The 20,638-nt window shown below is 74.4% G+C and carries 21 protein-coding genes and 1 pseudogene; 17 read left to right on the forward strand and 5 right to left on the reverse strand.

Going from position 1 to position 20,638, the window contains the following annotated elements; all coding sequences use genetic code 11:
• Positions 1–26: 26 nt before the first annotated feature.
• The 9 genes and pseudogenes from AC0CYZ_RS08425 to AC0CYZ_RS08465 form a co-directional block, all read left to right on the forward strand.
• Positions 27–251: pseudogene (locus AC0CYZ_RS08425) on the forward strand (cyclic nucleotide-binding domain-containing protein); the annotation flags it as partial.
• A gap of 158 nt (positions 252–409) precedes the next feature.
• Positions 410–829 carry an NlpC/P60 family protein gene (locus AC0CYZ_RS08430; protein WP_472214209.1) on the forward strand — a complete coding sequence of 140 codons (420 nt, stop codon included), beginning with the start codon at positions 410–412 and terminating at the stop codon, positions 827–829.
• A gap of 160 nt (positions 830–989) precedes the next feature.
• A complete protein-coding gene (locus tag AC0CYZ_RS08435; protein WP_472214211.1) occupies positions 990–2,081 on the forward strand; it encodes an AAA family ATPase in 1,092 nt (363 codons plus the stop codon).
• Positions 2,078–3,208: a DUF58 domain-containing protein gene (locus tag AC0CYZ_RS08440; RefSeq protein ID WP_472214213.1), complete on the forward strand. Its 1,131-nt coding sequence runs from the start codon at positions 2,078–2,080 to the stop codon at positions 3,206–3,208. The genes AC0CYZ_RS08435 and AC0CYZ_RS08440 overlap by 4 nt, the downstream gene beginning before the upstream one ends.
• A 5-nt stretch (positions 3,209–3,213) precedes the next feature.
• Positions 3,214–4,182, forward strand: coding sequence for a VWA domain-containing protein (locus tag AC0CYZ_RS08445; protein WP_472214215.1), 969 nt, complete (start codon positions 3,214–3,216; stop codon positions 4,180–4,182).
• Positions 4,183–4,313: 131 nt separating this feature from the next.
• Positions 4,314–5,018, forward strand: coding sequence for a 3-oxoacyl-[acyl-carrier-protein] reductase (fabG, locus tag AC0CYZ_RS08450; RefSeq protein ID WP_472214217.1), 705 nt, complete (start codon positions 4,314–4,316; stop codon positions 5,016–5,018).
• 50 nt (positions 5,019–5,068) lie between these two features.
• A complete protein-coding gene (gene fabI, locus AC0CYZ_RS08455) occupies positions 5,069–5,836 on the forward strand; it encodes an enoyl-ACP reductase FabI (protein WP_472214219.1) in 768 nt (255 codons plus the stop codon).
• A gap of 14 nt (positions 5,837–5,850) precedes the next feature.
• Positions 5,851–6,258, forward strand: coding sequence for a YybH family protein (locus AC0CYZ_RS08460; protein WP_472214221.1), 408 nt, complete (start codon positions 5,851–5,853; stop codon positions 6,256–6,258).
• Positions 6,191–6,373, forward strand: a complete 183-nt coding sequence (locus tag AC0CYZ_RS08465) for a nuclear transport factor 2 family protein (RefSeq protein WP_472214223.1) — start codon at positions 6,191–6,193, stop codon at positions 6,371–6,373. The genes AC0CYZ_RS08460 and AC0CYZ_RS08465 overlap by 68 nt, the downstream gene beginning before the upstream one ends.
• A 162-nt stretch (positions 6,374–6,535) precedes the next feature.
• On the opposite strand, the gene AC0CYZ_RS08470 is transcribed toward AC0CYZ_RS08465, so the two are convergent.
• Entirely contained in the window at positions 6,536–7,237 is a 702-nt protein-coding gene (locus tag AC0CYZ_RS08470; protein WP_472214225.1) for a M50 family metallopeptidase, read from the reverse strand.
• A 148-nt stretch (positions 7,238–7,385) separates the two neighbouring features.
• On the opposite strand from AC0CYZ_RS08470, the gene AC0CYZ_RS08475 reads away from it, so the two are divergent.
• The gene (locus tag AC0CYZ_RS08475) at positions 7,386–8,462 is read left to right on the forward strand and encodes a ferrochelatase (RefSeq protein ID WP_472214227.1); all 1,077 of its coding nucleotides are present in this window, start codon (positions 7,386–7,388) and stop codon (positions 8,460–8,462) included.
• 115 nt (positions 8,463–8,577) lie between these two features.
• Here AC0CYZ_RS08475 and AC0CYZ_RS08480 read toward each other — a convergent pair whose 3' ends face one another.
• Positions 8,578–9,369: a hypothetical protein gene (locus AC0CYZ_RS08480; protein ID WP_472214229.1), complete on the reverse strand. Its 792-nt coding sequence runs from the start codon at positions 9,367–9,369 to the stop codon at positions 8,578–8,580.
• 209 nt (positions 9,370–9,578) lie between these two features.
• Here AC0CYZ_RS08480 and AC0CYZ_RS08485 point away from each other — a divergent pair, with 209 nt between their 5' ends.
• The 7 genes from AC0CYZ_RS08485 to AC0CYZ_RS08515 are packed head-to-tail and all read left to right on the forward strand — an operon-like array spanning position 9,579 to position 16,963.
• A complete protein-coding gene (locus tag AC0CYZ_RS08485; protein ID WP_472214248.1) occupies positions 9,579–10,490 on the forward strand; it encodes a DUF3097 family protein in 912 nt (303 codons plus the stop codon).
• Positions 10,491–10,515: 25 nt separating this feature from the next.
• Positions 10,516–10,941 (forward strand): NfeD family protein, encoded by a 426-nt coding sequence (locus AC0CYZ_RS08490; RefSeq protein WP_472214230.1) that lies wholly within the window; start codon positions 10,516–10,518, stop codon positions 10,939–10,941.
• A gap of 25 nt (positions 10,942–10,966) precedes the next feature.
• Positions 10,967–12,157 (forward strand): SPFH domain-containing protein, encoded by a 1,191-nt coding sequence (locus AC0CYZ_RS08495; protein WP_472214232.1) that lies wholly within the window; start codon positions 10,967–10,969, stop codon positions 12,155–12,157.
• A 9-nt stretch (positions 12,158–12,166) separates the two neighbouring features.
• A complete protein-coding gene (locus AC0CYZ_RS08500; protein WP_472214234.1) occupies positions 12,167–13,834 on the forward strand; it encodes a glutamate--tRNA ligase in 1,668 nt (555 codons plus the stop codon).
• 14 nt (positions 13,835–13,848) lie between these two features.
• Positions 13,849–14,334, forward strand: coding sequence for a PH domain-containing protein (locus AC0CYZ_RS08505; protein WP_472214236.1), 486 nt, complete (start codon positions 13,849–13,851; stop codon positions 14,332–14,334).
• A complete protein-coding gene (locus AC0CYZ_RS08510) occupies positions 14,331–15,860 on the forward strand; it encodes a PH domain-containing protein (protein ID WP_472214238.1) in 1,530 nt (509 codons plus the stop codon). Before AC0CYZ_RS08505 ends, AC0CYZ_RS08510 begins: the two co-directional genes overlap by 4 nt.
• Before the next feature lie 53 nt (positions 15,861–15,913).
• Positions 15,914–16,963: a DUF3616 domain-containing protein gene (locus AC0CYZ_RS08515; protein WP_472214240.1), complete on the forward strand. Its 1,050-nt coding sequence runs from the start codon at positions 15,914–15,916 to the stop codon at positions 16,961–16,963.
• 7 nt (positions 16,964–16,970) lie between these two features.
• On the opposite strand, the gene AC0CYZ_RS08520 is transcribed toward AC0CYZ_RS08515, so the two are convergent.
• The 3 genes from AC0CYZ_RS08520 to AC0CYZ_RS08530 all read right to left on the reverse strand — a co-directional run.
• Complete coding sequence (locus AC0CYZ_RS08520) at positions 16,971–17,699, reverse strand: TSUP family transporter (protein ID WP_472214242.1); 729 nt, start codon at positions 17,697–17,699, stop codon at positions 16,971–16,973.
• 75 nt (positions 17,700–17,774) lie between these two features.
• Positions 17,775–19,757, reverse strand: a complete 1,983-nt coding sequence (locus AC0CYZ_RS08525) for a DUF6777 domain-containing protein (RefSeq protein WP_472214244.1) — start codon at positions 19,755–19,757, stop codon at positions 17,775–17,777.
• A gap of 151 nt (positions 19,758–19,908) precedes the next feature.
• A partial coding sequence (locus AC0CYZ_RS08530) for an aldehyde dehydrogenase family protein (RefSeq protein ID WP_472214246.1) occupies positions 19,909–20,638 on the reverse strand: 730 nt, incomplete at its 5' end.

The following is a 20,638-nucleotide window of genomic DNA, read 5'->3' on the forward strand; positions in this document are numbered from 1 at the left end:
CGCCTGCACCGAAGGAACCCGTGCCGGTGACCCTGGCAGATGCGCAACAGCTGTTCGCCCAGGGCGATCCGAGTGACCTGGTGTACGTCGTCGAGTCCGGCGAGATCGAGATCTTCCGCCCCGCGCCGGACGGCGGCGAGACTCACCTCGCCACGATCACGCCGGGGGGCTATTTCGGCGAGCTCGGACCATTGCTGGGGCTGCCGCGCAGCGCGTCGGCACGTGCTGTCGGACCCAGCCACGTCATCGGATACGCGCCCGAGGTATTCAGCACACGGATCACGCCGCCGCCCGCGACGCCGCCCGCGCCCGGCTGGCCCGCGCGCCCGCACCCGCCGTCAGCACCCCCTCGCCCGCGCCGTCGGGACCGTCGCCCTCGACGCCGGCGCCCTCCTCGCCCCAGGACCGCGTGCAGGTCGTCCTCGACCGGGCGCGCTCCGAGCTGGGCACCACCTACGCCTGGGGCGGCGGCGACGCGAACGGGCCGACCCGGGGCATCCACGACGGCGGGGTGGCGGACGCGTTCGGCGACTTCGACAAGGTCGGCTTCGACTGCTCGGGGCTGATGGTCTACGCCTTCGCGGGCGTCGGGATCACGCTGCCGCACTACAGCGGCTACCAGATCGACGCCGGCCCGAAGTTCCCCCTCGCCCAGCGCAAGCCCGGCGACCTGCTCTTCTGGGCCGACGACGACGGCGTCCACCACGTCGCCCTCTACCTCGGTGACGACACGATGGTGGAGGCGCCGGAGTCGGGGAAGGTCGTGCGGATCGCCCCGGTCCGCTTCGACGACGAGATCGTCCCGACGGTGACCCGTCTGGTGGGGTGAACCCTCACTGGGGTCTCACGCCGCGCTGCCTTTCCTGCGACCACCGCCCTCGGGCGCCACGGGCTGTCGGACCCGGTCGGTACCGTCACGCCCGACAGCACGACACGGGACGGGCCCCACCCGAGCTGGACCGGGCGCCCGCGGATTCGGAGGGCTCTCGGTGAGCGAGCAGACGGCGGCCCGGCAGCAGGGGCCGGACACCCCGGCGCACGACGCCGAGCAGCTCGAGCGGACCGTGCTCGAGGTCAAGCGGGTCATCGTCGGGCAGGACCGCCTCGTCGAGCGGATGCTGGTCGGCCTGCTCGCCCGCGGGCACCTCCTGCTCGAGGGCGTGCCCGGTGTCGCGAAGACGCTGGCGGTGGAGACGTTCGCGCGGGTGGTCGGCGGCTCGTTCGCCCGCATCCAGTTCACGCCGGACCTCGTGCCCTCGGACATCCTCGGCACCCGTATCTACCGGCAGGGCCGCGAGGCGTTCGACGTCGAGCTCGGGCCGGTGGTCTCGAACTTCGTGCTGGCCGACGAGATCAACCGCGCGCCGGCGAAGGTGCAGTCGGCGATGCTCGAGGTGATGGCCGAGCGGCACGTGTCCATCGGCGGGACCACCCACCCGATGCCCGACCCGTTCCTCGTGCTCGCCACGCAGAACCCGATCGAGAACGAGGGCGTCTACCCCCTGCCCGAGGCGCAGCGCGACCGGTTCCTGTTCAAGATCCTCGTCGAGTACCCGACGGCCGACGAGGAGCGCGAGATCGTCTACCGGATGGGCGTGCACCCCCCGGAGCCGCACACCGTGCTCGACCCGGCGGAGCTGCGCCGCTTGCAGGACGTCGCCGCACAGGTGTTCGTGCACCACGCCCTCGTCGACTACGTGGTGCGCCTCGTCGTGGCCACCCGATCGCCCGCCGAGCACGGGATGTCCGACGTCGCGGGCTGGGTGTCCTACGGCGCCTCGCCGCGCGCCTCGCTCGGCATCATCTCCGCGGCGCGGGCCCTGGCGCTGGTCCGCGGGCGGGACTACGTGCTGCCCCAGGACGTCGTGGACATCGCCCCCGACGTGCTGCGCCACCGCCTCGTGCTGAGCTACGACGCGCTGGCCGACAACGTCCCGGTCGACCACGTCGTCACCCGCCTGCTCCAGACGGTGCCGCTGCCGCAGGTCAGCGCCCGCCCGGTGGCCGTGACCGGCCCCGCGGGGCAGGCCCCGACGCACGCCGGCCCCGCGCCCGGGCGCCAGGCGGCGGCCGGCTCGTGAGCGACGACGAGGCCCCCGCGCGGATGGCGTGGTGGCCGCGGCTGCTGGGGCGCCTCGGGGTGGCCGACGACGCGGAGGGCGAGGCCGATCCCGCGTCGGAGCCGCACGCTGACGCGAACCCTGGTGCCGCCGCGAGCGTCCCCGCGCGCCCGCGCCGCGAGGGCCGGGGCGCCGAACCGCACCCGCCGAGCCTCGCGCCCGGCAGCGAGCACCTCGACGCGGCCCTGCGCACCCTCGAGCTGACCGTCCGGCGGCGCCTCGACGGGCTCCTGCAGGGCAACCACCTCGGGCTGGTGCCCGGGCCGGGCTCGGAGGCCGGGGACGCGAGGGTGTACCAGCCCGGGGACGACGTGCGCCGCATGGACTGGTCGGTGACCGCCCGGACCTCCGAGCCGCACATCCGCGAGACGATCGCCGACCGCGAACTGGAGACCTGGCTCGTCGTGGACCTCTCGCCGAGCCTCGACTTCGGGACCGGCGGCTGCGAGAAGCGCGACCTCGCAGTGGCGGCGTGCGCGGCGGTCGTGCACCTCACCCGGGGCGGCGGCAACCGGGTCGGCGCGGTCGTCGCGACCGGGGACGGGGCGTTCCGACGGCTGCCCGCCCGCGGCGGCACCGTGCACGCCCACGCCCTCATGCGCCGCATCGCGCAGACCCCGCGTGCTCCCGAGGGCACCCGGGGCGACCTCGTCGGGGCCCTCGAGGCGCTGCGCAACCCGCCGCGTCGGCGCGGGCTCGTCGTCGTGCTCTCCGACTTCCTCGGGGACGTGGACTGGGACCGCGCCCTGCGCGGGCTCGCCGTGCGCCACGAGGTGCTGGCCATCGAGGTGGGGGACCGGCGCGACGAGGAGCTCCCCGACGTCGGGACCGTCGTCCTCGCCGACCCGGAGTCCGGGCACACCCGCGAGGTGACGACCACCCCGACGCTGCGCCGCCGCTTCGCCGCCGAGGCCGCCGCCCACCACGACCGCGTGGCGGCAGCGCTGCGGGGCGCCGGCGCCGGGCACCTGCGGCTGCGCACCGACCGCGACTGGATCGCCGACGTGGTGCGCTTCGTCGTCGCCCGCAAGCGCGGCTGGTCGGGGCAGGGCACGGTTCTGACCGGCACCCGCACGGGGAGGAGCTGACCGGCGTGTTCTCGCACCCGTGGTGGCTGCTGGCCCTGCTCGTCGTCGTCGCGCTCGCCGCGGCCTACGTGTGGAACGAGCTCCGCCGGCGCCGCAACACCATGCGCTTCACCAACCTCGGCGTGCTGGAGAAGATCGCCCCGAAGCGCCCCGGGCGGATGCGTCACGCCCCGGTGGCGCTGATCCTCGTGGCGCTGGCGTGCCTCGTCGTCGCCCTCGCCGGGCCGCTGGCCACCGAGCAGGTGCCGCGCAACCGGGCGACCGTGATGCTCGCGATCGACGTGTCGCTCTCGATGCGGGCCACCGACGTCAGCCCGAGCCGGTTGCAGACCGCCCAGCAGGCGGCGACCGAGTTCGTCGACCAGCTGCCGCCGGGGATCAACCTCGGCCTCGTCTCGTTCGCCGGGACCGCGACCGTGCTCGTCTCGCCCACGCGGGACCGAGACACCGTCAAGCGCGCGATCTCGACGCTGCAGCTCGCCGAGTCCACCGCGACCGGCGAGGCGATCCAGGCGTCGCTGGCCTCCATCAGGTCGGTAGCCACCCAGATTCAGGGCCCGGAGCAGCCGCCGCCGGGCCGGATCATCCTGCTCTCGGACGGCAAGCAGACGATCCCGTCCGACCTGGAGGCCCCGCGCGGCGCATTCACCGCGGCCGACCAGGCCAAGCAGCAGGGCGTGCCGATCTCGGCGATCTCGTTCGGCACCGACTACGGCGAGATCGAGATCGAGGGTCGGCCGGTGCCCGTGGCGGTCGCGGACTCCGACATGCAGGAGATCGCCCGGCGCTCCGGCGGCGACTTCTCCAAGGCCGCGAGCCAGCAGGACCTGCGCACCACCTACGACACGCTGCGGGAGCAGATCGGCTACGAGTCGCAGGAGGTCGACACCGGCGGGGACTGGCTGATGGCCGGGACGATCCTCGTCGTGATCGGGCTCGGGGCGGCCTTCGCCCTCGGCGCCCGGCTGCCCTGACCACGGGTGCGTCGGGACACTCCCTCGCCGCTACCCCGGGGTAGCCGATACCGTTCGCCGCGCCGTGCCGTCGGGTCGAGTTCCGCTGCGCTCCGTCTCCCGGCCCCCGCCCCCGACGTTGGAGGAGATGCGTGAGCCGGGTCGTGCTCGTGACCGGAGGCAACCGGGGCATCGGCCTCGCCGTCGCGCGGGAGCTCGCCGAGGCGGGCCACACCGTCGTCGTCACCCACCGCAGCGGCGAGCCGCCGGAGGGCCTGCACGGCGTGCAGTGCGACGTCACCGACTCCGCCGCCGTCGACGCCGCGTTCACTCAGGTCGAGAGCGAGCACGGGCCGGTCGAGGTCGTCGTCGCGAACGCGGGCGTCACCCAGGACGGACTGCTCATGCGCATGCCGGAGGAGGCCTTCACCGGCGTCCTCGACGCCAACCTCACGGGCGCCTGGCGGGTCACCCAGCGCGCCACCCGCGGGATGATGAAGGCGCGCTTCGGCCGGCTGATCTACATCTCGAGCGTCGTGGGCCTGATGGGGGCGCCCGGCCAGGCCAACTACGCGGCCTCCAAGGCAGGGCTGATCGGTCTGGCGCGCTCGGTCGCCCGCGAGCTCGGCGGTCGCGGGGTCACGGCCAACGTGATCGCGCCCGGCTACGTCGACACCGACATGACCGCCGACCTCTCCGACAAGCGTCGCGAGGAGATGATGGCCGCGATCCCGGTCGGGCGGACGGCGAAGCCCGAGGAGATCGCCAAGGCCGTCGCGTTCCTGGCTTCCGACGACGCCGCGTACATCACCGGTGCCGTGCTGCCCGTCGACGGCGGCGTCGGCATGGGCCACTAGGTGCGCACGGGCGCGAAGCGCACCTCTCCGAATCGAGCAGGGAGTTTTCGTTGGGTCTCTTGGACGGCAAGCGCATCCTGGTCACCGGTATCATCACCGACGCGTCGATCGCGTTCCACGTCGCGAAGGCGGCGCAGGAGGCCGGGGCGACGGTCGTGCTGACCGGGTTCGGCCGGCTGTCACTGGTGAAGCGGGTCGCGCAGCGGCTGCCGCAGGAGGCACCGGTGATCGAGCTCGACGTACAGAACCAGGAGCACCTCGACGGGCTCGCCGACCAGGTGCGCGAGCACGTCGACGGCCTCGACGGCGTGCTGCACTCGATCGCGTTCGCCCCGGCCGGCGCGCTGGGGGAGGGGGCCTTCCTCAACGCGGAGTGGTCGGACGTGTCCACCGCGATCGAGGTGTCGGCGTTCTCGCTGAAGTCGTTGGCGATGGCGTGCCGCCCGCTGCTCACCCGCGGGTCGTCGATCGTCGGGATGGACTTCGACAACCGGGTCGCCTGGCCCGCCTACGACTGGATGGGCGTCGCGAAGTCCGCCCTCGAGTCCACCACCCGCTACCTGGCTCGCGACCTCGGGCCGGACGGGATCCGCGTCAACCTCGTCGCCGCCGGCCCGCTCAAGACGATGGCCGCGAAGTCGATCCCCGGGTTCCAGTCCTTCGAGCAGGCCTGGACCGACCGGGCGCCGCTCGGGTGGGACCTGTCCGACCCGACGCCGGTCGCGAAGACCGCGTGCGCGCTGCTCTCGGACTGGCTGCCGACGACGACCGGCGAGATGGTGCACGCCGACGGCGGGTTCCACGCGGTCGGGGTCTGAGCCACCCTGATGCCGTGGCCGACGACGAGCAGGACATCCGCGCGCTGATCGAGCGCTGGGCGACGGCCGTGCACACCGGGGACATGGCCGGGGTGCTCGCCGACCACGCGGACGACATCGTCATGTTCGACGTCCCGCCTCCGGAGCAGGGCGTGCGGGGGATCGGCGCCTACGAGGAGACCTGGCCCGGCTTCTTCGAGTGGCAGGCCTCGGGCGCGTCGTTCGAGATCGAGTCGCTCGAGGTGACGGCGGGCGCGGACGTGGCGTACGCGTTCGCACTGCTGCGGTGCGGCACGCCGGAGGAGCTCCGCCGGGACCCGGACCACCGTCTGCGCCTCACACTCGGCCTCCGTCGTGAGGACGGCCGGTGGGTGGTCGCGCACGAGCACCACTCGTTCGCCGACGACTCGCCACCCGAGTAGACCTCGGTCCGACGGGGCCGAGGTCCGGTCCCGAGCGACCCGGGTGTTCGAACGACGCGCCGGTCAGTGGCAGATGATCCACCAGCACCTGTCGTTCCTCGTCGAGGACGGCTGACGGCGGCGCGGCGCGGGCCGGCCCGGCGTCGCTCTTGGGGGCACGTGGCCGGCAGGAGCTGTCCCGGCCGCCGCGACCGCGTCGTCGTGACGCGGTTGCTCGAGACCGGTTCCGTCCGCAGGGCCCGATCCCGCAGCCCCGGGTCCGGGATCGGCAGCGGACTCAGGTGCCGACGTCGAAAGGCCACACCCCGGGCGGCCAGGCGGTGCCGATGAACAGCAGCCGCCCGCCGGCGTAGAGCGCCACGAGGGCGAGACCGACCCAGAGCGTCTTCCAGACCAGAGTCGGTATCCATGAACGTCGAGCCATTCGATAGGCGTCGGACCCTGCCTTGCGGCTCATGAGCAGTGCGGAGCGAAGACCGCCGAGGAGCAGGAGCCAGACCAGTCCTACGGCGACTGCAGTCTGGAGCGTGAGCGTCCCCCGCCAGAGAACCAGCACCAGGACGACGAGAGCGGTCGCGGTGACGAGATTGGCCAAACCTCCACGCGCATACAAGAAGGCACCCAGCAGCAGAACGATCGCACAGGCGAGGATTGCCCACGCATTGCCGCGCGCCAGGACGGCTGCGCCGCCCAGGCCGAGCAGCGGGGGCGTGGCGTACCCGGCGAGGGTCGCGAGGAAGTCGCCGACACCCCAGCTGGGGTCAGTGATCGCCGTGCCGGCGTTGTCGCCGTCGTCCATCGAGAAGTGCTTGAAGTCACGAAGCACCAGCACGGACATGACCATGTGTCCGCCCTCATGAGCCACGGTGACCAGCGAGCCACCCCAGTCGCCGCTGAAGACGACGACGAGCAGGACGATGAACCCCGCCCCGGCCACGACGGGCGCGCCCACGACGGGCACCCCGATGAGTTCGTCCATCCCGTTCCCCCCAGCGGCCCCGAGCCCCCTCGCGCCGTGAGCAGAAGGTAAAGCTGATCACTCGTCCGGGGGATAGGCCGTTCGGGGCAGTTCCGGGCAGTGCGAGGTGACACGTGGCAGGGCGTCCGTGGCGGGGAACGATGGTGGGGTGAGCACGAATCCGGTCGACGCCGTCCTCGTCCTGTCCTTCGGCGGTCCGGAGGCACCGGACGAGGTCCGGCCCTTCCTCGAGAACGTCACCCGCGGTCGTGGGGTCCCCCCGGAGCGGCTCGACGCCGTCGAGGAGCACTACCACCACTTCGGCGGCCGGTCGCCGATCAACGACCTCAACCGCGAGATCATCGCCGCGCTGCGCCGGGAGCTCGCGGACGCCGGGTACGACCTCCCGATCTACTTCGGCAACCGCAACTGGCACCCGTTCGCCGAGGACACCGTCACCGAGATGGCCCGCGACGGCGTCCGGAACGCACTGGTCTTCGCGACCAGCGCCTACGGCGGCTACTCGGCCTGCCGGCAGTACCACGAGGACATCGCCCGCGCCCGGGCCGCGGCGACCGAACGGCTCGGCGACGAGGCCCTCGTGCCCGACCTGACCAAGCTGCGCCACTTCTACGACCACCCGCTGTTCGTGGCTGCCGTCGCCGACGGCGTGCGCGGCGCGCGGGAGACCCTCGACGGGGGGCACGACGCCCGGCTCGTCTTCACCGCCCACTCCATCCCCGTCTCCGCCGACGAGACCGCCGGGCCGCCCGAGGAGGGCGGCCACCGCTACTCGCGGCAGATGGCCGAGGCGGCCCGGCTCGTCGCCACCGAGCTCGGCGTCGCCGACTACGACCAGGTCTGGCAGTCGCGGTCCGGCCCGCCGCAGGTCCCCTGGCTCGACCCGCAGATCGAGGAGCACCTCGACGCGCTCGTCGAACGGGGCGTGACCGACGTCGTCGTCAGCCCGATCGGCTTCGTCTCCGACCACATCGAGGTGATCTTCGACCTCGACACCGAGCTCGCGGAGCAGGCCGACAAGCTCGGCGTGCACCTCGCGCGCGCAGCGAGCGCCGGGTCCGACCCCCGCTTCATCCGCATGATCGTCGAGCTGATCGCGGAGCAGGTGGACGGGGCGTCGCCGCGGATGCTGGGCTCCGGCCCGCGCGGAGGGGTCGGCTGCAACGGTGCCCTCTGCGCGCCCGGCTGTTGCGAGCCACCGGCCCGGCGCCGCCCTGCCTCCTGAGACCAGCCGCCCGGTCGCGCGAGGGGAGGACCGGGTCGCTCTACCCGCACGGAGGTTCCCCTCGTGCGGGCGGGGCGAGCGGGGCGGCGGGCTGGGCGGCGCAGGGTCCAGCCGCTCAGGCCGAGGTGAGGGCCCGGACGGTCTCGGCGACGGCGGCGACTCGTGCGGCCCGGACGGCGGTCGCGAGCGGGCGCAACGCGTCGGTCCGCGCAAGGGCGGTGGCCGCTGTGAGCGCGCCGCCGGGGTCGTCGCCGGACGCGGCGACCAGGATCGCCTCGACCTCGTCGGCGTGCTGGAGGACCCGGAGCGGGCGCCCCGGGGTTCCCGAGGGCCAGGTCGGCTGCGGCCGGGCACGGAGCGTGGCCGCGATCTCCTCGCGCACCCCTGCCCGCGGCCGCGCGACGTCCATGTCCGCGAGCGTGGTGGCCGCCTCGCGGACGCCGGTCCGCAGGTCGTGCTCGGCGTCGGCGAGGCTCGGGTGGGCCTGCGGCGGGACCTCGGCGACGATGTGCGTGGTCCAGCGCAGGACCCCGTCGGCGACGGTGGACGGGACGACGGCCAGGCCCGCACCGGGGAAGACCGCGCACTCGCCGACCGCCATGGCCCCGGCGCGCAGCGCGTCCGGGCCCGGCAGCCCGCGCACGTCGCCGGCAACGGGGAGCACGACGCGGGCGTCGAGGTCGTTCCCGGCCGATCGGCGCCGCAGCAGCACGAGCAGCGCGGCGAGCCCGGCGCCGGCCCGGTCCGGCGTGGGCAGGTCCGTCTCCGCTGCGACGCCCGCGTCCGCGGCCACGACGTCGTGGGCCTGCGACCACGGGGCCAGCGCGTCGAGGACGTCGTCGGCGGCGGCCGCGCCGGCGATCCACGCCGCGCTCCACACCGCCAGGGACGCGCTCGCAGTAGGCATGACCGCCAGCCTAGGCACGGCCCCGCGCCGCCCACCAATCCGAGGCGGCGGGGGCGTTCCGACGAGGGGCGCCCACGGCCGCTCTATCCGACCGATGGGACCCCTCGCGCGGAACGGGAGCCCGAGACGGGGGAACGCGTGTCGCGACACCGTCCGTGGCCGGAGCGGCACTACCGTCCTCCGCCGTGGCGAGGACGCAGGGCCGGGGCATGAACGGTTCCTCCGGGGACGCAGGGTTCCGGTCGACGGGCGGGCTCGCCCGGCCCGCCGCCGGCCCACGGACCGGGGGACCCTCGAGCGGCGCCGGGCGCTCCGGCGGGCTCCCCGGCCTGACGAGTCACCGGCCCAAGCAGGAGATCCTCACCGTCGAGGCCGAGCCCGGCCTCGTCGTCGAGGACGCCACGGGCAGCTTCTGCGGCGCGGTGATCCGGGCCGACGTCCGGGAGGTCGTGCTGGAGGACGCCGCCGGCCGGCGGCGCCTGTTCCCCATGAAGCCCGCGTCGTTCCTCTACGAGGGCCGACTCGCCACGCTCACCCCGCCCCGGCCCCGGCAGAGCCCGGAGCAGCAGCGTTCGGCGTCGGGCTCCGTGCGCGCCGACGACCGCCGCGCCAAGGTCGCGCTGCCCCACCGCATCTGGGTCGAGGGCGTGCACGACGCGACGATCGTCGAGCGGGTGTGGGGGCACGACCTGCGCGTCGAGGGCGTCGTCGTCGAGCCGCTGCACGGCGCGGACGTGCTGGTCGAGGCGGCCCGGGAGTTCGGGCCCGGGCCGGACCGCAAGCTCGGCGTGCTCGTCGACCACCTGGTGACCGGCTCGAAGGAGACCCGGATCGCCGAGGGACTGCGGCGTGACCTCGGCTCCGCCGCCGAGCACGTGCTGGTGCTCGGCCACCCCTACATCGACATCTGGGAGGCCGTGAAGCCCTCGGTCGTCGGGATCCGGGAGTGGCCGACGATCCCCCGCGGCGTCGAGTGGAAGAAGGGTGTCTGCGCGGAGCTCGGGTGGGGCGACGAGCGCGAGGGGGCCCGGCGGGTGCTGGGCGCGGTCTCGACCTGGCACGACCTGCAGACGCCGCTGATCACGGCGATGGAGCAGTTGATCGACTTCGTCACCACGTGACGCCGCATGGGGCACACTGGCCCGTGTGATCCCGCTCATCTGGGCGATCGCGGGAGTGCTGCTCGTCGTCGCCGAGGTCCTCACCGGTGGCCTCGTGCTGCTCATGCTCGGGGGCGCGGCCCTCGGCACCGCGGCCGTCGCCGCGGCCGGCGCCCCGCTCGGGGCCGACCTCGCGGTGTTCGCGGTGCTCGCCGGGCTGTTCCTGCTCATCGCCCGCCCCCTCGTGCGCCGGCGCCTGGCCGTGCACGACCCCGTCAACACCGGGACCCGCGCCCTGCTGGGCACCCGCGGCGAGGTCGTGGAACCCGTCGCCGCGAACGCGGGCACCGTCCGGCTGCGCGGATCGCTGTGGTCCGCGCGCTCCCTGCACGACGAGGACCTCCCGGCCGGCACCGCGGTCGTCGTCGTCGAGATCTCCGGGGCGACGGCCGTCGTCACCGCCACCGACTGACCGCCCGCAGAACGGGGGAGGAGCGATGGACGTGTCCGTCGTCGTCACCGTGCTCGTGGTGCTCGTGGTGATCCTCGTGATCACCACCCTCGCCAAGAGCGTCACCGTCATCCGCCAGGCCGAGGCCGCCGTCATCGAGCGCCTCGGCCGCTACCAGCGCACCGCCGAACCGGGCCTGACGCTGCTCGTGCCCTTCATCGACCGGATCCGCGAGCGGGTCGCGCTCTGGGAGCAGGTCGTCTCGTTCCCGCCCCAGCCCGTGATCACCCAGGACAACCTCACGGTCTCGATCGACACCGTCGTCTACTACCAGGTCACCGAGCCGCGCAACGCCGTCTACGAGATCAACGACTACATCAACGGCGTCCAGCAGCTCACGACGACGACGCTGCGCGACGTGGTCGGCGGGATGAGCCTGGAGCAGGCGCTGACCTCGCGGGAGACGATCAACACCGGGCTGCGCCGCGCCCTCGACGACGCGACCGGCCCCTGGGGGCTGCGGGTGGTGCGCGTGGAGCTCAAGGCGATCGACCCGCCGCCCTCGATCCAGGACTCCATGGAGAAGCAGATGCGCGCCGACCGGGAGAAGCGCGCCATGATCCTCACCGCCGAGGGGCACCGCGAGGCCTCGGTCGCCGAGGCGCAGGGCAACAAGCAGGCCGCGATCCTCAACGCCGAGGGCGCCAAGCAGGCCGCGATCCTCGAGGCCGAGGCCGACCGCCAGTCCCGGATGCTGCGCGCCCAGGGTGAGCGGGCCGCGCGGTACTACCAGGCGCAGGGCCAGGCGAAGGCCATCGAGAAGGTGTTCGCCGCGATCAAGGCGGCCAAGCCGACGCCGGAGCTGCTGGCCTACCAGTACCTGCAGACGCTGCCGCAGATGGCGCAGGGCGACGCGAACAAGATGTGGGTGGTGCCGAGCGACTTCGGCAAGGCGCTCGAGGGCTTCACCCGCATGCTCGGCGCCCCGGGCGAGGACGGCGTCTTCCGGTTCCAGCCCTCGCCGCCCGACGACGAGGCGACGACGAAGCGCCCCGGCGACCACGACGAGGACGTCGCCGACTGGTTCGACACCCGCACCGACCCGGAGATCGCCGCGGCGGTGGCGAAGGCCGAGGCCATCGCCACCCGGGGCGTGTCCGGAGACGCAGCGGAGCGGAGCTCGACCATCGGGGGAGCCGCCGGGTCGAACGGGAGCCCGACCGGGCCCGACCACTAGCCTGGACGCATGCTCGATCGCGCTACCGTCGACTCGCTGTTCCCCGCCGACCTGCCCGAGACGGCGGAGTGGGAGCAGCGGTACCCGGCGCGCGACGTGCCCGACGGGGCGTTCGTGACGCGGTTCGGCCCGAGCCCGACGGGCTTCGTCCACGTCGGCGGCATCTACACCGCGATGGTGTCCCGCGACCTCGCGCACTCCTCGGACGGCGTCTACTTCCTGCGGATCGAGGACACCGACCAGGCCCGGGAGGTCGCGGGCGCCGACGCGCAATTCGCCCGCGCGTTCGACGCCTTCGACCTGCGCCCCGACGAGGGCCCGCTCTCGGACACCGGCGGCAGTGCTGGTGACGGGCCCTACGCGCCGTACCGGCAGTCGCAGCGCAGCACGATCTACCTCTCGTTCGTCCGCGAGCTGATGCGCCAGGGGAAGGCGTACCCCGACTTCGCCACCACGGACGAGCTGGCCGAGATCTCCGAGGCCCAGCGCACGCTCAAGCTGCCGACCGGCTACTACGGCCGGTGGGCACCCTGGCGCGACGCCGCCGACGAGGACGTGCTCGCCCGGCTCGAAGCGGGCGACCCCTACGTCGTGCGGTTCCGCTCCCCGGGCGCCGTGGGGGAGCGGGTCGCGTTCACCGACCGGCTGCGCGGGCGCGTCGAGGCCGAGGACAACCACAACGACGTCGTCATCCTCAAGACCTCCGCGACCGAACCGCGCCTGCCGACCTACCACTTCGCGCACGCCGTCGACGACCACCTGATGCGGACCTCGCTGGTGGTGCGCGGCGACGAGTGGCTCTCCTCGGTGCCGACGCACCTGCAGCTCTTCGCCGCGCTCGGCTTCGACCAGGTCGAGTACGCCCACCTGGCGCCGCTGATGAAGCAGGAGGGGAGCTCGCGGCGCAAGCTCTCCAAGCGCAAGGACGCCGAGGCCTCCGTCGACTTCTACCTCGAGGCCGGCTACCCCGCCGACGCGGTGCTGGCCTACCTGCGCGGCCTCGCGAACGCGCGACTGGCCGAGCTGCCGGTGCCCGAGGCCCTGGCCACGCCGCTGCGCCTCGACGAGTTCCAGGCGGCCGGTCCGCTGGTCGACACGGTGAAGCTCGCCGACATCTGCGCCGACTTCATCGCCACGATGCCCGGGCCCGAGGTGCTCGCGGGGGTGCGCGGGTGGGGGCAGACCTACGACCCCGAGCTCGTCGAGGTGCTCGACGAGCAGGAGCCGCTCGCGCTGGCCGCGATCGACGTCGAGCGCGTCGGCGTGGAGAACCCGCGCAAGGACCTCGCCCGCTGGTCGGACTTCCGTGCCGCCTACGGCTTCTTCTTCCCGATGCTGTTCACCGACGTCACCGACCCGGCCGACGAGCGCTTCGGCGGGCTGGCGCCCGAGCTGGTGGTCGCGCTCGCCACCGACCTCGCGGCGCACTACGTCCACGAGGGCGACCAGCCGACCTGGTTCCAGCAGATCCGCGACCTCGCCGAGCGGCACGGGTTCGCGCCCAACCCCAAGACCTACAAGAAGGACCCCGACGCCTACCCCGGGATGCTGCGCGACGCCGCCAACGTCGTCCGGGTGCTGGTCACCGGCGCGCAGCGCAGCCCCGACCTGTACCAGGTCACGCGCGTCCTCGGCGCGGACGAGGTCCTGCGCCGGATCCGCGCGGTGGCGGGGTAGGGCCGCCCCCGGAGATGACCGTCGCGCTGCGTCCGCCGCGGGAGCCGCTCGACCCGCGGGTGCGCACCTGGTGGCGGGTCCACTGCGTGCTGGATCCGCTGGTGCCGGCGGTCGTCCTGCTGGTGCTCGGGGTGCTGGTCCCGCCGGTCGCGTGGTTCGTGCCGGTGGCGGTCGCGCTCGTGGTCGTCGGGCTCGTCGTCGCCGCGGTCCTCCCCGCCTACTGGTACCGCGTGCACCGCTGGGAGGTCACCGACGACGCCGTCTACACGCGGGCGGGCTTCGTGTGGCAGGAGTGGCGGGCGGCGCCGCTGTCGCGCATCCAGACCGTCGACACCACCCGCGGTCCGCTCCAGCAGGCGTTCGGGCTCGCGGCCCTGGTGGTGACGACAGCCTCGGCGAAGGGGGCCGTGCGCATCGCCGGGCTCGACGGCGAGCGTGCCGCCGAGCTCGCCGAGCGCCTCACCCGTGCGACCCAGGCCGTCGCCGGCGACGCGACGTGACCTCGCCCGGCGACGAGGGCTGGCGGCGTCTCGACGGCCGGACGGTGCTCGCCGCCGGGTCGCTCGCCCTGGGTGCGTGTCTGGCGGGCGGGGTGCCGACGCTGGTCGGGATGCGCTCGGCCGACGCCGTCGCCCTCGCGTTCGCCACGGCCGCGGTCGTCGCCGGGACGGTGGTCCTGGTCGCGCTCGCCACGATCGCCGAGTGGGTGCGGCTGCGACGCACCCGCTACCGGGTCGGCACCGACCGCGTCGAGCTGCACACCGGCATCGTCGTGCGCAGCCGCCGCGGCCTGGCCCGCGAGCGGGTCCGCACCGTCGAGGTGACCGCCGACCCCGTGCTCCGCGTGCTCGGGCTCGCCACCGTGCGCATCGGTACCGGGCAGCGGGCGGGGGTGGGGGAGAAGCCGCTCGAGCTGCGGGCGCTGCGCCGGGGCGACGCGGAGGCGCTGCGCGGCGAGCTGCTCGACCGGCGGCCGACGGACGCCACCGAGGACCCGGTGCCCCCGCGCGACGAGGTCCTCGCCGTCCTCGACCCCGGATGGGTGCGGTTCGCGCCGCTCTCGGCGCTGACCCCCGCCGTCGGGATCGCCGCGTTCGGGGGCCTGCTGCAGGCCTCGGACTGGGTCGGGTTGCGGGGCACCGTCCTCGACGAGGTGGTCGTGGCGGCCGAGGCGCTGGGGCTGGTGGTGACGGTCGTGGTGGCCGTCGTCGCGGTCGGCGTCGTCGGGTCCGTCGGCTCGCTCGTCGTCTTCACCCTGACCTGGTGGCGCTACCGGCTCACCCGCGAGCGCCGCACCGGGTCGCTGCACGTGCGGCGGGGCCTGCTGACCACCCGGTCGACGACCCTCGAGGAGGAGCGGCTCCGCGGCGTGGCGGTCGTGGAGCCGCCCGGCGCCCGGATCCTCGGCGCGGCCCGGGTGGACGCGATCGCGACCGGGCTCTCGCACGCCGAGCAGGAGCGGTCCGACCCCCGGGGCCTGCTGCCGGTCGCGCCGCTCGCGGTGGCCGAGCGGGTGGCCGCCGACGCGCTCCGCGAGCCCGTCGCCCCGACCGCGGAGGTGGCGCTGCGCCCGCACCCGCGGGCCGCGCTGCGACGACGGCGGCGGTGGGCGACCGCGGTGTCCCTGGTGCCCGCCCTCGCGGTCGCGGTCCCGGCGGCGCTGGTCGGCTCGACGGTCCTGGGGGTCCTCACCGCCGTGCTGGCGGTCCTCGGCGTCGCGGTGGGCCTGCGGCTGGGCACGATCGCCTACCGCAACCTCGGGCACGGGCTCGTGGGCCGCTACCTCGTGACCCGCCACGGCGCGCCCGGGCGCCGCACGGTCGCGCTGCGCCGCGACGGCATCCTCACGTGGACGGTCACCCGGTCGCCGTTCCAGCGGCGGGCCGGGCTCGCGACGCTGTGGTTCACCACGGCGGCCGGCGACGGGCGGTACGGGGTGTACGACCTCGCGGCGGACGCGGTGGCCGACCTCGCCGTCGAGGTGCTGGGGGAGCAGGTGACGCCCTTCCTCACGCGTCCTTCGTGACGAATGCCCCGGATGCCCGGATGATGGGGCCTCGTCGTCCTAGGAGGACCGCCGTGGACATCACCCGGACCACGCTGCACCTCGCCGAGCACACCCGCACCGTCGGGCTGAGCCTGTCCGGCCTGGCCGTCGACGGCGCCACGATGGTGCTCGCGCCCGACGAGGGCGCCGCCCTCGTCCGCCTGACGCGGCGGTCGGCGACCGACTGGGGCGATCCGCTCGTCCTGCCCCTGCACGAGGCGGTCGACCTCCCGGGTGGGCCCGACGCCGAGGTCGACGTCGAGGGCGTCGACCTCCAGGGCTCCGCCGCCGACGGGCTGCTGTGGGTCACCGGGTCGCACTCGGCCAAGCGGAAGAAGGCCACCTCGGGCACGCCGGCCGACGAGGTGCTGACGCGGCTCGGCACGGTCAGGCCCGAGAAGCCGCGCCGCGTGCTCGCCCGGTTGCCGCTCGACGACGGGCGGCCCGTGCCCGGCGCCGGCACCCGGCTCCCGGCGGGCAGGCGCGGCCTGTTCGGGGCGCTCGCCGACGACGAGCACCTCGCCCCCTTCCTGGGCATCCCCGGCAAGGACAACGGGTTCGACGTCGAGGGGCTCGCGGCGCTCGGGGAGCCGTCCGAGGTCGCGACCGTCCTGCTCGGGCTGCGCGGACCGGTGCTGCGGGGCTGGGCGGTGGTCCTCGAGGTGACGCTCGGCCCGTCCCGCGAGGCGGGGGAGCTGGCGCTGCGCGGGGTGGCCAAGCACGTCCTCGACCTCGACGGACTCGGGGTCCGCGACCTGGCGCGCGACGGGGACGACCTGCTGGTGCTGGCGGGCCCGACGATGGTGCTGTCCCGGCCCGCGCGGGTCCTGCGGCTGCGGGGCGCCGCGGTCCCCGGGGCGCTGCCGGAGGTGGTGCCCGCCGCCGACGTCCACCCGGTCTGCGAGCTCGAGACCGGTGACGGCGAGGACCATCCCGAGGCGCTCGCGGTCCTCGGGGAGGACGCCCTGCTGGTGCTGCACGACAGCCCGGCGCCGGAGCGCCTCGGTCCCCACTCCGTGCAGGGAGACGTCCTCACCGGGCTCGCCGAGGGCGCCCCGCCGGCCGCGCGGTTCGTGGTCTGAGCCCGGGTCAGAGGCTGAGCACGCCCCGGACGACCGTCGCGAGCGCGCCCGCCGTGGCCACCACGAGCACGAGCCGGCGCCCGGCCACCGGCCCGACACGCCGGGACACCGGACCGCCCGCGGCCACCCCGACGACCAGCGCCGCCGCCCCGGCGACCCACACCGCCGGGGACAGTCCCGGTACGCCCTTGAGCAGCAGGGACGTGACGTTGATGACCAGCAGGACCACCTGCGCCGTCGGGACGAAGCTCTCGCGGTCCCACCGCTGGGCCATGCCGTAGGCCGAGATCAGGGGCCCGCCGACCCCGGCGGCGGCGTTCACGAACCCCGCCGCGACCCCGGACGCGATCGCCCCGGTCCGCCCGCGCAGCACCTCGCCGGCCTGCGGCAGCGCGGCGAGCGCGATCCCCAGGAGTGCGAGGCCGCCGACGACGATCAGCAGCGGCCCCTCGGGCAGCCGCCCGACCAGCAGCGCCCCGGCGGGGACACCCACCGCGGCCCCGAGGAGGAGCGCGCCGGCCGCGGCCCACCGGGTCACCCGCCACGTGCCGACGAGCACCAGCAGGCAGAGCACGGTCTGGAGCGCGTTCCCGAAGGACACCCCGTCCTGGGCGCCGAGCACCGCGACCAGGAACGGCGCCCCGACGAGGGCGAGGCCCAGGCCCGTCGTGCGCTGCAGGGTCGCCCCGGCCGCCACGGGGACCGCGACGAGCAGGGCGGTCACCACCGGGTCCACGCCGGGCATCGTCCCGCACGACGACGGGCCCCGGCACCGCCCGGTGCCGGGGCCCGTCGCTCCTCCCGTGGTCGCTCAGCCGCCGGAGGTGGAGCTCCCGCCGTCGCTCGAGCCGCTGCCGCCGCTCGAGCCGCTGCCGCTGCCGCTCGACCCGCTGCCGCTCGAGCCGCTGCCGCTGTCGGTGCCGCTCGTTCCGGACTCGGACCCGGTGCCCGTGCCGCTCGTCGAGGTGCCCGCGGTCGAGGTCCCGGTCTTGGGCTTGTCCGGTGTCACCGGGCAGACCCCCGTGGCCGGTTCGGGCGTGCAGACCTGCGGCTGCTTCTTCGCGATCTCCGCGCAGGCCGGGTCAGCGGCGCCTGCGGTGCCGGGGACGCACTTCGGTGTCCCCGCCTGACCCGGCGTCCCCGGCTGACCGGGCGTCCCCGCCTGGCCGGCCTGACCCGTCTGGCCCTGCTGCTGCAGTTGCTTGTTCTCGGTGCCGAGCGTGCCGTCGGCGCCCTTCATCGTCGCGTCGACCTTGGCGTTGGTCGGCGGCGTGTTCCCGCCCTGCGGATCGAGGACCGTGCCGTCGGGCAGGGTGGTCGAGTTCCGCGGGGTGCCGTCGGGGTTGAGGATCGTCCCGTCGGGCTTCTTGATCGACCCGTCCGGCTGGATGACACTGCCGGCCGGCGCCGGGAAGGTCGACTTGGCGGCGCCGCTGGGCGGCGTCAGCACGAGCACCTGGTTGCCCGCGCCCCCGCCGGGCACGTACGCCGTCACGGTGCCGTCGTAGTTCCACTTGAGGACGGTCCCGGGCAGGGGCGGCGTGCTGGTGCCGTCCGGGTTCAGTGTGGTGATCAGCTTGCCGCCGATGATGACCGGGATCGGACGACGCTCGGTGCCGTCCTTGTTGAAGATGATCCCGTTGGGTTCCTGGACCGAGCCGTCGGGGAAGGTCTTGCTCCCGGCCGGATGGGTCACGGCGACCTTCGGCGGGAGGACCTTGCCGTCGGTGCCGAGGATGCGCCCGTCGGAGAGCGTCACGGTGCCGTCGTAGTTGTGCGTCCCGGTGAGGAGGAGCTTGCCGCCCGGATCGGTCGGCGCGCCCGGGTTCGGCTTCGGGGCCGGGTTCGGCGGCATCGGCTTCGAACCCTGGGTGTTGGTGCCCGGGTTGACGACGACGATCTGCGTGATCGGGGCCGGGGCCGGGGTGACGACGATCGTGCGTTCCGCGGCCCAGCCGTTCCACGGCGCGCCGACGTAGGTGCCCGAGGTGTTCGAGGCGGTCGGCGGGCCCAGCGGGTCGCCGTTGTAGCACTTGACCGTCGGCTCGCCGTAGCTGTTGACCAGCACGGCGGTGCCGGCCTGCAGCGTCGCCGGGTACGGCTGGAACTGCCCGTTGCCGTAGCCGTACGCGGTGACGTTGGTGTCCGCGCGCAGGCTCACCGCGGCCAGGGTGTTGACGAAGCCGCCGATCCCGTCGGCCTCGATGCCCAGCGACTTCGCCCACGCGGCGGCCTTGGCCGGGTCGGCGCTGACCTGGTTGACCAGCGAGGCCGTGTCGCACGAGGCCTTCGCCGGGTCCTGGGCGTAGAGCCCGCCGGTGTTGCCGGGCTGCGATCCCTGGGCGTTGGCCGGCGCGACCACGCCGGTGGAGTCCTGCCCGACCGGAGCGGTGAACGGCGACGGCCCCGAGGTGGAGGTCGCCTCGAGCTGCACCTGGGCCGCCTGGGCGCTCGCGGCGCCCCCGAACACGAACCAGGCGCCGGCACCGACCACGAGCAGCGCCACGACGCCGACCGCGATCCAGATCCGCGCCCGCGAGCGGGGCGCCTTCCCGCCCGGGGGCGGCGCACCCGGACCGGGCGGATAGCCGCCCGGCCCGCCGGGCCCCGGGAACCCGCCGCTGGGTGGGCCCCACTGCTGGGGTGCGGTCGGGGCCTGCTGGTGGGCCACCGTCGGCGCGCCGAACCCGCCGGTACCCCCGGGTGGCGTGGCCCCCGGGCCGCCCCCCAGCAGCGAGTACCTCGGCGTCCAGCCCGTCGGACCCTGTCCGCCGGGGGATGAATCCTGCCCCATCCCGGTCTCCCCACCCTGCTCCGGTCGTCCGGTGGCACACGCCACCTGTCGCGGCGCAGTGTCGCGGGGGGAGACCGGCCCGTATGCCGTAGTGCACTACTGCACTGCGGAGTGGATCAGGTCGGTCACCCTGGGTGAGATCCGAGATCGACTACACGTTCATCGCGACGTACTTGATCTCCAGGTACTCGTCGATGCCGACGTCGCCACCCTCGCGGCCGAGCCCGGACTGCTTCCAGCCGCCGAACGGGGCGCCCGCGTTGGAGACCATGCCCTGGTTGAGCCCCACCCTGCCGCACTCGAGGCGCTCGGAGAGCCGGACCGCCCGCGCCAGGTCCTTCGTGTAGAGGTAGCTGACCAGGCCGAACTCGGTGTCGTTGGCAGCACGGATGGCCTCGTCGTCCTCGGTGAACGTGAAGATCGGCGCGACCGGGCCGAAGATCTCCTCCTTCACCAGCCGGGCCGAGGTCGGCACGTCGGCCAGGACCGTGGGCGGGTAGAAGTAGCCCGCGCCGCTGGGGACCTCGCCGCCGGTGCGCACCTTCGCGCCCTTCTGGACGGCGTCGTCGACCAGTTCGGCCACCTTGTCGCGCTGGTCGGCCTCCACGAGCGGGCCGACCTCCACGCCGTCGTCGACGCCGCGCCCGATCGTCATCGACCCCATGCGGTCGGTCAGCTTCTTCGTGAACTCCTCGGCGATGTCCTCGTGCACGTAGAACCGGTTGGCCGCGGTGCACGCCTCGCCGATGTTGCGCATCTTCGCGAGCATCGCGCCCTCGACGGCGGCGTCGACGTCGGCGTCCGCGCACACCACGAACGGCGCGTTGCCGCCGAGCTCCATCGAGGTCTTGAGCACCTGCTGCGCGGACTGCTCGATGAGC

This window comes from Actinomycetospora sp. (genome assembly GCF_055612215.1).